The 15,912-nt window shown below is 59.7% G+C and carries 13 protein-coding genes; 12 read left to right on the forward strand and 1 reads right to left on the reverse strand.

The window, feature by feature from the left end:
• The first annotated feature begins 214 nt into the window (after positions 1 to 214).
• Positions 215 to 571 carry a hypothetical protein gene (locus tag NTD86_RS10930; RefSeq protein ID WP_262202229.1) on the forward strand — a complete coding sequence of 119 codons (357 nt, stop codon included), beginning with the start codon at positions 215 to 217 and terminating at the stop codon, positions 569 to 571.
• Positions 572 to 607: 36 nt separating this feature from the next.
• Complete coding sequence (locus NTD86_RS10935) at positions 608 to 1,357, forward strand: amidohydrolase family protein (protein WP_262202230.1); 750 nt, start codon at positions 608 to 610, stop codon at positions 1,355 to 1,357.
• Positions 1,358 to 1,395: 38 nt separating this feature from the next.
• On the opposite strand, the gene NTD86_RS10940 is transcribed toward NTD86_RS10935, so the two are convergent.
• On the reverse strand, positions 1,396 to 2,229 hold the full coding sequence (locus NTD86_RS10940) for a DMT family transporter (protein ID WP_262202288.1): 834 nt from the start codon (positions 2,227 to 2,229) through the stop codon (positions 1,396 to 1,398).
• 131 nt (positions 2,230 to 2,360) lie between these two features.
• Here NTD86_RS10940 and NTD86_RS10945 point away from each other — a divergent pair, with 131 nt between their 5' ends.
• From NTD86_RS10945 to NTD86_RS10990, 10 genes are all read left to right on the forward strand, one after another.
• Positions 2,361 to 3,227: a LysR family transcriptional regulator gene (locus tag NTD86_RS10945; protein ID WP_262202231.1), complete on the forward strand. Its 867-nt coding sequence runs from the start codon at positions 2,361 to 2,363 to the stop codon at positions 3,225 to 3,227.
• A gap of 206 nt (positions 3,228 to 3,433) precedes the next feature.
• Positions 3,434 to 4,393 (forward strand): AAA family ATPase, encoded by a 960-nt coding sequence (locus NTD86_RS10950; RefSeq protein ID WP_055104651.1) that lies wholly within the window; start codon positions 3,434 to 3,436, stop codon positions 4,391 to 4,393.
• A gap of 2 nt (positions 4,394 to 4,395) precedes the next feature.
• Positions 4,396 to 5,340 carry a DUF58 domain-containing protein gene (locus NTD86_RS10955; protein ID WP_262202232.1) on the forward strand — a complete coding sequence of 315 codons (945 nt, stop codon included), beginning with the start codon at positions 4,396 to 4,398 and terminating at the stop codon, positions 5,338 to 5,340.
• A complete protein-coding gene (locus NTD86_RS10960) occupies positions 5,337 to 5,831 on the forward strand; it encodes a DUF4381 domain-containing protein (RefSeq protein WP_262202233.1) in 495 nt (164 codons plus the stop codon). The genes NTD86_RS10955 and NTD86_RS10960 overlap by 4 nt, the downstream gene beginning before the upstream one ends.
• A complete protein-coding gene (locus NTD86_RS10965) occupies positions 5,824 to 6,900 on the forward strand; it encodes a vWA domain-containing protein (protein WP_262202234.1) in 1,077 nt (358 codons plus the stop codon). The genes NTD86_RS10960 and NTD86_RS10965 overlap by 8 nt, the downstream gene beginning before the upstream one ends.
• Positions 6,897 to 8,642: a tetratricopeptide repeat protein gene (locus NTD86_RS10970; protein WP_262202235.1), complete on the forward strand. Its 1,746-nt coding sequence runs from the start codon at positions 6,897 to 6,899 to the stop codon at positions 8,640 to 8,642. The genes NTD86_RS10965 and NTD86_RS10970 overlap by 4 nt, the downstream gene beginning before the upstream one ends.
• Positions 8,639 to 10,273, forward strand: a complete 1,635-nt coding sequence (locus tag NTD86_RS10975) for a BatD family protein (protein ID WP_262202236.1) — start codon at positions 8,639 to 8,641, stop codon at positions 10,271 to 10,273. Before NTD86_RS10970 ends, NTD86_RS10975 begins: the two co-directional genes overlap by 4 nt.
• A 121-nt stretch (positions 10,274 to 10,394) precedes the next feature.
• Complete coding sequence (locus tag NTD86_RS10980) at positions 10,395 to 11,639, forward strand: exonuclease SbcCD subunit D C-terminal domain-containing protein (protein WP_262202237.1); 1,245 nt, start codon at positions 10,395 to 10,397, stop codon at positions 11,637 to 11,639.
• A complete protein-coding gene (locus NTD86_RS10985; RefSeq protein WP_262202238.1) occupies positions 11,636 to 15,277 on the forward strand; it encodes an SbcC/MukB-like Walker B domain-containing protein in 3,642 nt (1,213 codons plus the stop codon). Before NTD86_RS10980 ends, NTD86_RS10985 begins: the two co-directional genes overlap by 4 nt.
• Positions 15,274 to 15,864: a glutathione S-transferase gene (locus tag NTD86_RS10990; RefSeq protein ID WP_262202239.1), complete on the forward strand. Its 591-nt coding sequence runs from the start codon at positions 15,274 to 15,276 to the stop codon at positions 15,862 to 15,864. Before NTD86_RS10985 ends, NTD86_RS10990 begins: the two co-directional genes overlap by 4 nt.
• The last annotated feature ends 48 nt before the right edge of the window (positions 15,865 to 15,912 follow it).

Below are 15,912 nucleotides of genomic sequence, written 5' to 3' on the forward strand. Positions count from 1 at the left end.
ATCTTGCGGCCCGGTCAGGAACAACCCTAGCAGTCTGTATTCATAAAACTTCATGAAAATGCCTTAATTTCTCTCGCTAGTATCAGAAATGACCTACACAAAATAAAAGGCCATGAGCCATACACCAAGATTGAGCCAGCATAAAAATGCGCGGGCTGGCAAAATTGCCGTTTGTTCAGTTATTAGATGCGCCCAGCGCCAGGAATTCCCCAACATGCAAATGACCACCGCCTTGCTCATGGCCAACCCGTGTGACGACGAAGAAGACAACATGGCCATGTTGTGCTGCCACAGCGATAAGGGCGAAATGTTTCTGATGACCCGTTATCCGGACGAAGACGAACTGGAAATCACCCTGGATGATGAACCTGCGACCCTCGATGGCGTGAAGGTCACGCTCAGCCCCACCCGCCTGCTGATCGAAGTGCCCCCCGCAGATACGGATGCCCTGAATGGCGCCGATCATCTTGAAATCATCCATAGCGCCGACGCCGATGAGCTCGCCGAAATTGAACAGACTCTGATCAACATACTCGACGGCACCGGCACCTACATCAGCGAGCTGAACTAACCCGCAACTGCCCACACCCCGACAGGTAGGAACACCATGCGCCAACTCTTCGATGCCCACTGCCACATCATCGACAAGGCTTATCCGCTAATACCTAACAACGGCTATTTGCCAGACTTTTTCAGCGTTGATGACTATCTGGCGCGCACCCGGGAGCTGGGTATTGTTGGTGGTGCAGTGGTTTCAGGTTCGTTCCAGGGTTTTGATCAAACCTACTTGATTGAAGCGCTCAAACGTCTTGGCGCAGGCTTTGTGGGCGTCACCCAACTGCCCGCCAGCGTCACCGATGAAGAACTCGAAGAACTGAATAAACACGGCGTGCGTGCCCTGCGCTTCAACCTCAAGCGCGGCGGATCGGAACAGCTCGATCAACTTGAAACACTGGCCAAACGCGTTCACGAATGTGTGGGCTGGCACTCGGAACTGTACATCGACTCCCGCGAACTGGCCCCGCTCTACGAACGCCTGTTGCGTTTGCCTGCGCTGAGTATCGATCACCTGGGGTTGAGCCAAGAAGGCTTGCCGAGCCTGTTGCGCCTTGCCGAACACGGCGTACGCATCAAGGCCTGTGGCTTTGGCCGGGTGGATTTTGACGTGGCGCACGTGCTTCAAGTCATCCACAACGCCAACCCCAACGCCTTGATGTTTGGCACAGACTTACCGTCAACTCGCGCACCAAGAACCTTTGAAAACAATGATATAGCCATCATAGTTAATGCTTTGGGTGAACCAGCGGCGCAAAAGGTTCTTTGGCAAAACGCTCGCGACTTCTACCGCCTGGATTAACACTCGCCCATTGTTGTTGATGAGACGTGAGGCCGCGACTACGCGCGCTCACGGCTCATCGCAATCACACTGCCCAACACAATCGCAGCCCCTGCCACCACACCGGCTGACACTTCGCTGCCCAGCACCGCTGCCGCCAACACCATTGCAACCGGCGGGATCAAGTACATCACGCTGACCGAGCGACTGACCTCGGTGTGGTTGAGCACAAAGCCCCACAACAGATAGGCCAGCGCACTGGGAAACAACCCGAGAATCAGCACCGCCACATTCACCCGCACCGGCGCCTTGAGCACTTCATCCGTCAGCCCGGGCCAGTAGACACAGAGCAATAGCGTGCCGCACCAGATCATGTAGCAAACGATGGTCAACGGGGTGTAGCGCGTAGATATGTGCTTTTGCAGAACAAAATAAATACTCCAAGACAACGCTGCCAATAACAGCACCAGCCCCTGCGGGTGAAATGCTCCAACGCCTTTGTCCCCCCAGATCACTACCACGACCCCGACCAGTCCGACTGCCACCCACAACCAGCGCCAGCCGCTGACGCGCTCCTTCAGGCACACCGCCGCAATAAAGGTACTGAACAAGGGCGCCGTCTGTGCCAGCACACTTGAGGCACCGGGGCTGACCCAGCGCTGCCCCATATTCAGCGCCATGTGATGCAGCGCCACCGCGAACAACCCCAGCAACATCAGCCAGGGCACATCACGCACCCGCGGCAGGCCAATACCGCTGAACAAGGCAATCAGCGCCATAAAAGCCGAAGCAATCAAAAAGCGCAGCAAAGCCAAATGCCCCGGTGAATAGTTTTCAAGACCGATATGGATGCCAATCGGTGAGTAAGCCCAACACAACACGACGGCCGCCATGGCCGCGACAAGTTTGAGAGGTAGCGACACGTAAACAATCCCGAACCATTAAAGAGGTCATCAGTGTTTATCGCGCTCACGCAGGGCCACAAGTGAGATATAAAGAGCCCAGAATTCATCAGGAGTGAACAATGGAGCTCAGCCAGTTGCGCATGGTCAAGGCCGTGGCAGAGTGCGGCAGTATTGCGCTGGCCGCCGAACAGTTGCACTGCGTGCCGTCGAACATCACCACACGTATCAAACAGTTGGAAAGCGAGCTGGGCACCGCGCTGTTTACCCGCGCCGGTCGCGGCTTGCGCATCAGTGCGGCCGGACAGGTTTTTTTGGGCTACAGCGAGCAGATCCTGGCGCTGGTCGATCAGGCCAAGCGCGCCGTCACCCCACACGCCGTGCCCAGCGGCAAGCTGCGTATCGGCGCCATCGAATCGTGTGCCACCGGTCGACTGCCGCCGTTGCTGGCTGAATACCATCAACGGTATCCGCAGGTCACTTTGGAGCTGGTCACTGGCAAGTCGCGGCAATTACTCGAGGACGTTAAACACCATCGCCTCGACGGGGCAATGGTAGCCGGCGCCATAACCTCACCAAAACTTTCAAAAACAATGCTTTACAGTGAACAGTTAGTGTTGATTGCGAGCCCGAAAATCGCACCACTCACGCAATTGACCGATGTACACCAGCACACCGTGTTTATGTGGCCGCCGGGTTGCCCCTACCGGGCAGCATTGGAAAACTGGGTCACCGAAAACACGCTCGAAGTGATCAAAATCGATTACGCCAATTGGGGCAGCATCATCGGTTGTGTCAATGCTGGCGCGGGGTTAGCGCTGATACCTGAGGGAATGCTTGAACAATTTGGCGCCTGTGCAAACCTTACGGCCTATCGATTCCCGGAACTGGCCCCCATGCCCAACTCGTTTTTCTGGCACAGCGACACCGGTGTGCACGCTGCACGGGATGCGTTTGCGGCGCTGCTGGCCGAGCATTTTGCCAATTAAACCGCCAACCCCTGAAGTCGTAGCCTCGTCTACGACTACAAACCCTATACAGATGAGCACCATTCTCAACAACCCGGCTGTTTTGGGCTTTTTCCACAAAAAGCCCGCCTGCGATTAGTCCCAAACCCTCGCAATGGATTAAAGTAACGCCCCCGGCAATGGCGTAATTCATACGCCGTTGCAGTCCTATTCAGGAACAGTCATCGATGGAACATCGTGAAGCGCTACTGGCGCTGCGAACCTTTCTTTCAACGCAGATTCTCGGTCAAGAAAAGCTCATTGACCGTTTGTTGATCGCGTTGCTGGCTGACGGCCATATGCTGGTCGAAGGCGCGCCCGGCCTCGCCAAGACCAAAGCCATCAAAGAGCTGGCCGAAGGTATCGAGGCACAGTTCCATCGTATTCAGTTCACCCCCGACCTGTTGCCTGCCGACATCACTGGCACTGAGATCTATCGTCCAGAAACCGGCAGCTTTGTGTTCCAGCAAGGGCCGATCTTCCACAACCTGGTGCTGGCCGACGAAATCAACCGGGCTCCCGCCAAGGTACAGTCTGCTCTGCTCGAGGCCATGGCCGAACGTCAGGTCAGCGTCGGGCGCAGCACGTATGACCTGTCCCCGCTGTTTCTGGTCATGGCCACGCAAAACCCCATCGAGCAGGAAGGCACCTACCCGCTGCCAGAAGCCCAGCTCGACCGTTTTCTGATGCACGTCAAGATCGGCTTCCCGGATGCCGCCGTTGAACGGCGAATTCTGCAACAGGCCCGTGGCGAAGCCCTCAACGGCGAAACCAAACCCGAGCGGCGGGTCAGTCAGCAGGCGATCTTCGCAGCGCGCAAGGAAATCCTGGGCCTGTACATGGCCGATGCGGTTGAGGAATACCTGGTGCAGTTGGTGATGGCGACCCGCACGCCGGGCAAATTCGACGCCGAAATGGCCGAATGGATTGCCTACGGCGCCAGCCCCCGCGGCTCGATTGCCCTGGACCGCTGCGCGCGGGCCCACGCCTGGCTCGCCGGTCGCGACTTCGTCAGCCCCGAAGACATCCAGGCGGTGCTGTTCGACGTGCTGCGCCACCGGATAATTTTGTCCTTTGAAGCCGAGGCGGCTGGCATCGACCAAGATCGCGTGGTCCAACGCATCCTTGACGTTGTTGCTGTTGCCTGACGATGAACACCCCCCTGCCCGCCGAACCCGGCATTCGCGTGACCCTTGCCGAACTTATCGAGATGCGGCACCGCGTGCGTGAAGTGCAACTGTTTTCGACCCCGGGCCACCGCAGCCCGTTGGTCGGCCTGCATCACTCCAAACTGCGCGGGCGTGGGGTCGACTTCGACCAGGTGCGCATCTACCAGGCCGGCGACGATGTGCGCACCATAGACTGGCGCGTCACCGCTCGCACCCAGGAACCGCACACCAAGATGTTCCATGAAGAGCGCGAACGGCCGATCTTCATTCTTGCCGAACAAAGCCGCCGGCTGTTCTTCGGTTCGGGGCTCATGTTCAAGTCAGTACTCGCTGCCCAGGCCGCGAGCCTGATTGGCTGGGCAGCGCTGGGCCATAACGACCGTGTCGGCGGCTTGGTGTACGGCGACCACGAGCACTACGAAATCAAGCCGCGACGCAGCAAACAAAGCCTCTTGCAGTTGCTCAATCGTCTGGTGCGGGTCAATCAGTCGCTGCACACCGAGGGGCAGTCTGACCGCGATGCGCTGGGCATGGCGTTGATCCGTGCTCGAGAAGTGCTGCGTCCCGGCAGCCTGGTGGTGGTGATTTGCGATGAACGTGCACTGACCGACGCCGCTGAGCAGCAATTGAGCCTGTTGTCACGCCATTGCGACTTGATTCTGCTGCCGGTGTCCGACCCTCTGGATCATGCATTGCCTGCTGCAGGGCAGTTGCGTTTTGCCGAACGCGGCGCTCAGTTGGAGCTGGACACTCTCAACTATGACTTGCGTCAGGCCTATCGCGCGCAGGCCGAGGCGCGTATCGCCCGCTGGGAACTGCTCGCGCAAAAGCTGCGGGTGTTACTGATGCCCCTCAGCACACAAAGCGAAATGATCGAACAGCTGCGTGAGTTCCTCAACGCCAAACGCCCTGGCAAACCGTTATGAATGAGTTAGAACACCTGCAACCGCTGATCACCCCACCCGCGATTGGCCTGTGGCCGCCTGCGCCAGGCTGGTGGCTGCTGTTGGTGCTGGTTGCGCTGCTGGGTTGGGGATTGTGGTGGTTGCGCCGCTACCTGCCAGCCAAACGCGAGCTGATAACCAGCGAGCAGCCTTTGGACCCGGTGCGCATGGCCGCCCTTGAAGAGCTCGCACGCTTCACCAAACCTTACGACGGCGCCCCGGCCGGGGCCTGGCTACAACAACTTAACGGCTTGCTCAAGCGCTTATGCCGCAGCCATTACCCGTACAGCCAGAGCCACACACTCAATGGTCGCAAATGGCTCGCCTTCCTCGACAACCGTTGCCCGGCCGCGGGCCTGACTCGCTGGATGGTGCTGGTTGAAGGCGCCTATAAACCCGAATGCAAGCTCGATGACAAGGCCATCGCCGGGCTTAATCAAGCGGTTGAAACCTGGATTCGCAAACATGTTTGAGTTCGCCTGGCCCTGGCTGTTCGCCTTATTGCCTTTGCCCTGGGTGATGCGCCTGGTACTGCCGCCTGCCGACAGCGGCGAAGCGGCGCTGAAAGTCAGCTTTCTGGGTGATCTCGAGGAGCTGGCGCGGCGCAAGGCCCGACCTACGTTGCCTTCCTTGCGCCAACAAATCCCATTCGTGATGCTCTGGTTGTTGCTACTCAGCGCTGCGGCTCGCCCGCAATGGCTTGGCGAACCGCTGCCCATTGCGGCCAGTGGCCGCGATTTGCTGGTAGCAGTGGATGTGTCAGGCTCGATGGATTACCCCGACATGCGTTGGCACAACGAAGACATCACCCGCCTGGACTCGGTGAAAAAACTTCTGGGCGACTTTCTCGAACACCGCGAAGGCGACCGTGTGGGGCTCATCCTGTTTGGCAGCCAGGCGTATCTGCAAGCGCCGCTGACCTTTGACCGGCACACCGTACGCACCTGGCTCGATGAAGCGCGCATCGGCATCGCCGGTAAAAACACCGCAATCGGCGACGCCATTGGTCTGGCTCTCAAACGCTTGCGTCAACGCCCGGCACAGAGCCGTGTGCTCATACTGGTTACTGACGGAGCGAACAACGGCGGCCAGATCGATCCCTTGACGGCGGCTCGCCTGGCGGCAGAGGAAGGTGTGAGGATCTATCCGATCGGGGTAGGTGCCGACCCACAGGAAAACACCGCCAAGGGCTTGTTCAGTATTAATCCGGGGGTTGACCTGGACGAACCGGCCATGCAAGAAATCGCCAGAATCACCGGTGGACGGTACTTCCGTGCCCGCGACGGTAACGAACTGTCCGCCATCAAAGACACCATCGACCAACTCGAGCCCGTGGCCCAGCAGCCCACTCAAGCTCGCCCGGCGCAAGCGCTCTACAGCTGGCCATTGGCGGGCGCCTTGTTATTGAGCGTGCTGTTGGTGATCCGTGAACTGTGGCCCAACCATCCGCTGCAACGCATATTGCGCAAGGAACACTTTCTGCCACAAAGCCCTGAATGGCGCTCGCGACTCAAACGCCTGCGCCTGCGGAGACGCCGATGAGCGCGCTCTGGCCCCATTGGTTTCGCCCAGAATGGCTGTTGACCTTGCCATTGCTTGGCTGGCTGCTCTGGAAACTCTGGCACCGGCAAAAACGTGCGGGCCGCTGGCAGATGATCCTGCCCGAAGCCTTTCATCGTGTGCTGCTCAGTGGCGGCAATGGCCGCGATAGCAAACTGCCCTGGATCGCCCTCGGCCTGGCGTGGTTGCTGGCCCTCTTCGCCCTGCTCGGCCCCAGTTGGGAGCGCGTTGAGCAATCGGCGCAAAAACCTGCCGACCCGCTGGTGGTCATGCTGGAGTTGACGCCCGAAATGCTTGCCACCGACAGCCAGCCCAGCCGGCTGGAGCAAGCACGGCGAAAACTCTACGACCTGCTGCAAAACCGCAGCGATGCGCAGACCGCGATCATTGTGTACGCCGGCAGCGCCCATACGCTGGTGCCGCTGTCTGATGACATGGCCACCAGCCGCAACCTGCTTGAGGCTGTCAAACCCTCAATCATGCCGCAACCCGGCAATCGCGCTGACCTGGCCGTCAACAAAGCCTTGAAACTGCTGGATCAAGGAGCGCTGGGTGAAGGTCGCCTGCTACTGGTCGCCTCCTCACTCAGCGAGCAGGAGCGCGCCGGTATTGAGCGTGAACTGGACGGCCATACGCCGCCCTTGCTGATACTCGGTGTCGGTACCAGCGAAGGTTCGCCAGTGGTCGAAGAAAACGGCGAGTTTCTCAAGGATGCTCAGGGCGCTATCCTTCTGCCGCGCCTGGACAGCCCGAGCCTGCGTGCTTTTGCCCAAGAGGTCGGCGGCAGTTATCGGCAAGCGCAACTGGATGATAACGACCTGCGCAGCCTGGGCCTGCTCGATGGCCCGCAACACTTGCGCGATGATGGCCAGACCCTGCGCCTGGACACCTGGTCTGATCAAGGGTACTGGCTACTGCTGCCACTGCTGCTTTTGGCCGCCTGTGCGGGGCGTCGTGGCTGGCTGTTCTGCCTGCCCCTGTTATTGATGCTGCCCCAACCCAGCTATGCCCTGGGCTTCACCGATCTGTGGTTACGCCCCGATCAACAGGGCCAGCGTCTGCTTGAGCAGAAAAAACCGTTACAAGCCGTCGAACACTTTAGAGACCCACTGTGGCAAGGTTTGGCGCTGTACCAGGCCGGTGAGTACAACGCCGCAGCCCAGCGCTTTGCCGAGGTCAACACGGCCAGCGCGCACTACAACCGCGGCAACGCCCTGGCAATGAGTGGCGAACTCGAAGCGGCGATTGACGCCTATGAGCAAGCACTGGAGTTGCAGCCGGACCTGCAAGTGGCAACACAGAACAAAGCTCTGGTCGTGCAGTTGCTTGAACAAAAACGTGAACAAAACATCCCGCCGCCGGACAAGGCGCCGGAAAAAACCACGGAGCCTGATCAAGCCGAGCCCTCAGTCAGCAGCAGTAGCGCCACGACCACAGGTGAAAACGGTCCGCATGAAGAGAGCAGCACCGCCACCGATCCGGCCGCCCATGCAAACTCCGACGATTCACTCGAGCCGCCGCCTGCCGCCGCTACCCAGCCTGACAGCGGGCCAGACGACGAATCGACCACCCAGCCACCTGCGCCGCCCTCAAGCGATGTACTGGATGACGAACAGCATCAGGCCCTGGAGCAATGGCTCAGACAGATTCCCGATAACCCCAGCGAACTCCTGCGACGAAAATTTTGGTACGAACAGCAGCAACATCAGGACACGCCTCAATGAATCGCTTTTGCGTTTTGCTATTTTTGCTCTGTTGCTGGACCTTGCCTGCCCACGCATCGGGGCTGGTCGCCAGTGTCGATCGCGATCAGCTCAACTCCGGTGAAACCGTCGAGTTGACGCTGGAGACCAACGACGCCACGTTATTCGGCAAGCCCGACCTTACGCCTCTGGACACATTGTTCGAGGTGCGCGGCACGCGTCAGGTCAACCAACTGACCACGCTCAATGATGACAACAAGGCCACCACTCGGTGGATTATCACCCTGCAACCCAAGCAAACCGGCACGGTGACCATTCCAGCCCTGCAAGTGGGCGACTACCACAGCCTGCCGATCAACCTCACGGTGACGCAAAGCAGCGCCAGCCAAACCGAGCTGGCCCCCGTGTTCATTGAAGCCAGCCTCGACCAGCCAAGCGTTTACGTACAGGCCCAGGCGATCCTGACTTTGCGGGTTTACCATTCGGTGGCGCTGTATGACGACAGCAACCTGACCCCGCTGCACCTGCAGGATGCCATCGTCGAACAGCTAGGCGATTCGCGTACCTACGAAAAGCTGATCAATGGCGTGCGCCATGGCGTGATCGAAGTGCGCTACGGCATCTACCCACAACACAGCGGCGAGTTGCAGATACCCGAGCTGACCTTTAGCGCCACCCAGGTCGACAGCCAACCGGCCGATTCACCGGCTCCCGGGAGCCCAAAGCCCGGAAAAATGGTGCACGTGACATCATCCCCGATTCCATTACAGGTCAAGCCCAAACCGGAAGACTACCCCGCTACGGCCCCCTGGTTGCCGGCGCGAAGCCTGAGCCTTAGCGAAAGCTGGAACCCCGAGCCGGATCACACCAAGGTGGGCGACTCGCTCACCCGTACCTTGACCCTCAAGGCCGAGGGCCTGTCCAGCGCCCAGTTACCGCCGCTGCCTGCCACCGATGTGAGCGGCCTGCGACGCTATCCGGATTTGCCGCAACTGAGCAACCAGGTCACCGACAACGGCATGCTTGGCAGCCGCGAAGAGCGTGAAGCGCTGGTGCCGACCCGTGTGGGCCAACTCGAACTGCCCGCCGTTGAAGTGGTGTGGTGGAACACTCACGAAGACCGCCTGGAGCGCAGCTACCTGCCTGCCCGCACCTTGCAGGTGGCGCCTAGCACTACACTGGCAGCAGACACCCCGAGTAGCGCTGAACCCATTGCACCGGCCGATGACTCGACGCTGTGGCTGTGGCAACTCAGCACCTTCCTGCTGGCCCTCACCACGCTGATTGGCTTTGCCCTGTGGTGGCGCGCGCGCTGGCAACCGGCAATTCTGCGTGCGACGCAGACCGGCCCGAGCCCGCGGACGCTGCTTGACGACATCAAGCGCGCCTGTTTGGCCAACGACCCGCAGGCGACGCGCCAGGCGCTGGATGCCTGGGCACGGCAACAACCTGAAACCCTGGCCCAAATGGCGGCACGTTTTGTACTGTTGTCCGATGCACTGGACGGCCTCAATGGCGCGCTGTACAGCGAAACCGGCCATTACTGGCAAGGTGAAGAGCTGTGGAAAGCGATTCGCAGCATTCCGGCCGCCGAGCGTGAGCAAGACACTGCCAGCGAGTCCAGCAGCCTGCCGCCGCTCTACCCCAAATAATCACGGGTAACGACTAAATCCGCAGGAGCGAGGTTGCCTCGCGATCTTTTGATTGTTAAACAGATCGCCAGGCAAGCACACTCCTACAGATCAGGCGTTACCCTTTTAAACGGATTTTGTTATGCGCCTGTTTCACACTTCCGACTGGCACCTGGGGCAAAACCTCCACGGCCAGGAACGCGACTTCGAGCATGCCTGCTTCCTGAGCTGGCTGCTGACCCAACTGGCCGTTGCTCAGCCCGATGTCCTGCTGATCGCCGGCGATATCTTCGACACCGTCAACCCCCCGGTCAAAGCCCAGGAGCGTCTTTACGACTTCATCGTCAGCGCCCACGAGCAGCAACCCAAGCTGACCATCGTGATGATCGCCGGCAACCATGATTCTGGCTCGCGGATCGAATTGCCCGCACCGCTTATGCGCCGTTTGCGCACCCACGCGCTGGGCCGTGTATTGTGGCTTGATGATGGCCAGTTGGATGCCGAACGCTTGCTTATTCCACTGCCAGACGCCACCGGCCACATTGCTGCCTGGTGCCTGGCCCTACCATTTTTACGGCCTGCAGAAGTCACCGGCGCGCATTTAGGTGATGACTACCTGCGCGGTATTGGCCAGGTTCACGAGTGGCTGATCGAGGCCGCCAATGCCAAACGCAAGCCAGGCCAAGCATTAATTGCCATCAGCCACGCGCATATGGCGGGCGGCTCAGTGTCCGAAGACTCCGAACGTAGCCTGATCATCGGCAATGCCGAAGCCCTGCCCGCCAGTCTGTTCGGCCCCAGCATCAGCTATGTAGCGCTGGGCCATTTGCACAAGCCGCAACGGGTCAACAACGAAGAGCGCATCCGTTATTGCGGCTCGCCTATCCCGCTGTCGTTTTCCGAGATCAGCTACCAGCACCAGATTCTCGAGGTCACCCTCGACGGTGAAAGCCTGGTCAGCGTTGAAACGCGCCTGATCCCGCGGGCCGTTAACTTGCAACGTATCGGCCCGGCGCCTATGGCAGACATTCTCAGCCAGTTGACCGATCTGCCGGATATCGACTTGCTGGCCGATCTTCAACGCCAGCCCTGGCTCGAAGTGCGAGTCAAACTGGATGAACCACAGCCCGACTTGCGCCAGCAAATCGAAAGTGCCTTACAGGGTAAAGCGGTCCGCCTGGTGCGTATCTCTGCCGAATACGCGGGTAACGGCGGACGGTCCGCAGACGATGACGGCGCGCGCCTGATCGAACTCGATCAATTGACTGCGCAGGAGCTGTTCAGCCGCGCCTGGCAAGACAATTACGGCAGCGAAGCCGACGAGCAGACCCTCAAGGACTTTGCCGTCCTGCTACAGGAAGTACAGTTGGAAGGTGAACAGCCATGAAGATTCTCGCCATTCGCCTTAAAAACCTGGCGTCACTGGCCGGTCCGTTTGAACTGGACTTCACGGCCGAGCCCTTGGCCAGCGCGGGGCTGTTTGCAATTACCGGCCCCACCGGCGCTGGCAAAAGTACTTTGCTCGACGCCTTGTGCCTGGCCTTGTTCGGCGCAGTGCCGCGTTTGAACCACACCGGCCGCGATGCCAAAGTCCCGGATGCCGACGGCGAGATTGCCACGGGGGACCCACGTACCCTGCTGCGCCGTGGCACCGGCGAAGGCTATGCCGAGGTCGATTTTGTCGGCATTGACGGTCGCCGCTATCGCGCCCGCTGGGAAGCCAACCGCGCCCGCGAAAAAGCCAATGGCAAGCTGCAAGCCAGCCGTCAAAGTCTGCGTGATCTGGACAGCGATCAATTACTGGCCAGTCAAAAAGGCGATTACAAAGTGCAGTTGGAGTCACGCCTGGGGCTGAACTTCGAACAGTTCACCCGTGCGGTGATGCTCGCTCAAAGCGAGTTCAGCGCGTTTCTCAAGGCCGATGACAACGAGCGCAGTGAACTGCTGGAGAAGCTCACCGATACCGCGTTATACACCCGCCTCGGCAAACGTGCGTTTGATAAGACCAAAGAGGCCCGCGACGCCCACAAGCAACTGCAAGATCAGGCCGTCGGGGTGACCCCGCTGGAGCCCGAAGCACGGGCAGAGCTGGACCAGCGCCATAACGAGGCGCAACACCTGCTCAAGACCCGGCAAAGCCAGCTTAAGCAACTTGAACAGCAACACATGTGGCTCAAGAGTCTTCGTGAGCTACAAGAACAACACCACAGCGCTACCGAGCAATTGCAAGAGGCGCAAACCCTGTGGGACGGTCTAGCCGAACAACGGCAAACCCTCGATTGGCTTGAGCAACTGGCGCCCCAGCGCCATCAGTTCACGCGCCTGGCCGAACTGGACGCGCAACTCACCCCGCTGGCCGAACAGATCGCCGGGTACTTGCAACAGCAAGTCGAACTGGGTCAACGCCAAACTCAGCTGGAGCACGCTCTCCAGACTGCGCAGCAGGCGGCCGATCAGGCACAGGCCGGGCTGCGTGATGCCGCACCGCAGTTGCAAAAAGCCCATCTGGAACAAGCCAACCTCAACCGCCTGACCCTGGCTCTGGATGCGCAGCAAGCCCTTAAAAAGCAGGCTGAAGACACCTGCGCCGAAGGGCAAAAAGCCTTGAACGGCTTGCTTGAGCGCCAACAGCAAGGCACAGAACGCTTGGCGCACATTGCTGCGCAACTGGAACTCAGTGCCGATCTCGCCCCCTTGGCCAATGCCTGGGACGGTTACCGTCGCAGCCTGCAGCAATTGGTGCGCCTGAGCACTACGCTGAACAAAGGACGCGAAGAATTACCGGCTCTGGAACAGCGCGCCAGCCAGGCGGCCCAACAGCTCACGGAGCTGCGCAACAGCCTGGAAATCCTATTCCAGGAAGCTGGCGCCGAACCCCACGCCGTCAATGAACAGATCCAGACTCTGGGCAGCCTGCTGACTGACAACCGTCAGCAACAACGTGCCTTTGAAGACTTACAGCGCCTGAGCGGCAGCCAGTTGGCCCTTGAGGCGCGTTTGCAGGCGGTGCAGCTCAAACTGCACAACCTGCAAGCCGAGCGCGAGGAACTGATCAAACAAGGGACGCAGACCAAGAGCGCCTTTGAAGCCGCCGAACAAGCTTTGCGCGTGACCCAGCAACTGCTTGAACGCCAGCGCCTGGCCCGCAGCGCCAGCGTCGAAGAGCTGCGCGCACAGCTTCAGGACGACCAGCCCTGCCCCGTCTGCGGCAGCCATGAGCACCCCTATCATCAGCCTGAAGCGCTGTTGCAGAGCCTGTCGCGCTTTGACGAGGAAGAAGAGGCCAACGCACGCAAGACGGTCGATACCCTCAAGGAAACACTCAACCAATTGCGTGAGCAACTCGCCGGGGTTAACGCGCAGCAACGCGAATTGATTCAGCAGCACCAGCAGCTTGGCGAAGAGCAACAGGCACTGGCGCCAGGCCTGGAAGCCCACCCGCTGTATGCACAATGGCAAGCGCAAGAACCGGCCAAGCGCGAAGCCTGGCTGACTCAACGCTTGAGCCAGCTACAGCACAGCATCAGCCAAGACGAACAACGTCAAAACGCCTTGCTCGCCCTGCAAAAAGAAGCCGCCACATTGCAGCAACACCTGCAACGCAGCACCGAAGCCAGCCAGCAAGCCCAGCAACAACTCAACGAGCAGCAACAACACCTCAAAGCCGACACCTTGCGCTTTGATGAAGAGCTTGCCGGGTTTGTCAGCCTGCTGCCCGAGACCACTCTGGCGGCGTTGCGTGAAAACGCATCCGCGAGCTTCATGCAGCTTGATCAACAGGTCAGCCATCGCCTTGAACAACTGGAAGAGCAGCGCGATGAACACGCTGAACAAACCGAGCGCGCCAGCCGCATCGAGCGTGAGCAGTATCAGCAAGCCACTCATACAAAGGCACTGGACGCCCTGCAACACAGCGTGACTGAACTGCTCGAGCAACAGCAGGCAGGCCAGCAAAGCCTCATGCACCTACTGGGCGATCACACCAGCGCCGAACAGTGGCAGCAGCATCTGGAACAGGCGCTTGAGCAGGCTCGCAACGCCCAGACGCACGCCAGCGAAACGCTGCAAGCCACCGCCCACCAATTGGTGCAACTGGCGGCCCAGCTCAAGGCGCAACAAGATCGCCTGCACGCCCTGCACACTGAACACAGCAGCTTGAACGAACAGGTCGAGCAATGGCGCGGGCAACACTCAGCCCTCGACACTGACCGTTTACAACAATTGCTGAGCTTCGACGACACGCACATCCGCGACCTGCGTCAGCACCTGCAAGCCAGCGAAAAAGCTGTAGAACAAACCCGCGTCCTGCTCCAGGAACGTGAGCAACGCCTCAAGCAGCATCAAGCTCAGGCCAATGGCAACCTTGATGCCCAAGCGCTTGAGGGTGCCCTGAATGAATTGAACGAGCTGCTCGCCGTCAGCGAGCAAAATGTGGCAGAACTGCGGGCGCAACAGGCAGAAGACCAGCGTCGTCAGGACGCCAACCACGCGCTCGCGCAACGCATCGCCCAAGCCTATGACGAATGGCAACGCTGGGCGCGTCTGAGCGAGTTGATCGGTTCGGGCACCGGCGACAAATTCCGCAAGATCGCCCAGGCCTACAACCTCGACCTGCTGGTGCACCACGCCAACGCCCAATTGCGCCAACTGGTTAAACGTTATCGCCTCAAGCGCGGCGGCAGCATGCTCGGTTTGCTGGTGATGGACACTGAAATGGGCGACGAACTGCGCTCCGTACACTCGCTGTCCGGTGGTGAAACCTTCCTGGTGTCGTTGGCACTGGCGTTGGGGCTGGCGTCGATGGCGTCCAGTACGCTGAAAATCGAGTCGCTGTTTATCGACGAAGGGTTTGGCAGCCTCGACCCCGAATCCCTGCAATTGGCAATGGATGCCCTCGACGGCCTGCAAGCCCAGGGACGCAAAGTTGGGGTAATTTCCCATGTGCAGGAAATGCATGAACGCATTCCGGTACAAATCCAGGTGCAGCGCCAAGGCAATGGCTTGAGCACGGTGCAAGTGAAATGACCGCGCCAGTGCTGTATTCCTTCCGCCGTTGCCCGTATGCCATGCGGGCGCGCATGGCACTGCGTTACAGCGGCGTGCCATTGTCGATTGTAGAAGTCAGCCTCAAGGCCAAACCGCCAGAAATGCTTGAGCTGTCGCCCAAAGGCACTGTGCCGGTATTGGCCTGTGCCGATGGCCGGGTGATTGAACAAAGCCTGGAGATCATGCACTGGGCCTTGGCCCAGCATGACCCGGACAACTGGCTTGGCCCGGACAGTGCGGCGCTGATTGAAGCCAACGACGTTGAATTCAAGGCCCATCTGGACCGTTACAAATACGCCATCCGCTACCCGGAACAGCCGATGGAGCATTATCGGGCGCAAGGCGCGGCGTTTTTACAGCGGCTTGAAGGCCTGCTTGAACAGACCCCGTACCTGGCAGGCGACAGCTTGAGCCTGGCGGACGTTGCCCTGGCGCCATTCATACGCCAATTCGCCCACGTCGACCGTGAATGGTTTGATCAAGCCCCCTACCCGCGCCTGAATGCCTGGCTTGAACGGTTTTTAGCGTCAGAACTGTTTACCTCCGTCATGGCCAAAACGGCCTGACTGGGGACGCTGCGTACGCGATCTGTCAGTAATGCGGCGCGCAGGACC

Origin of the sequence: Pseudomonas sp. 7P_10.2_Bac1 (assembly GCF_025465935.1) — a bacterium.
In the GTDB taxonomy this organism is placed as follows: Bacteria; Pseudomonadota; Gammaproteobacteria; order Pseudomonadales; family Pseudomonadaceae; genus Aquipseudomonas.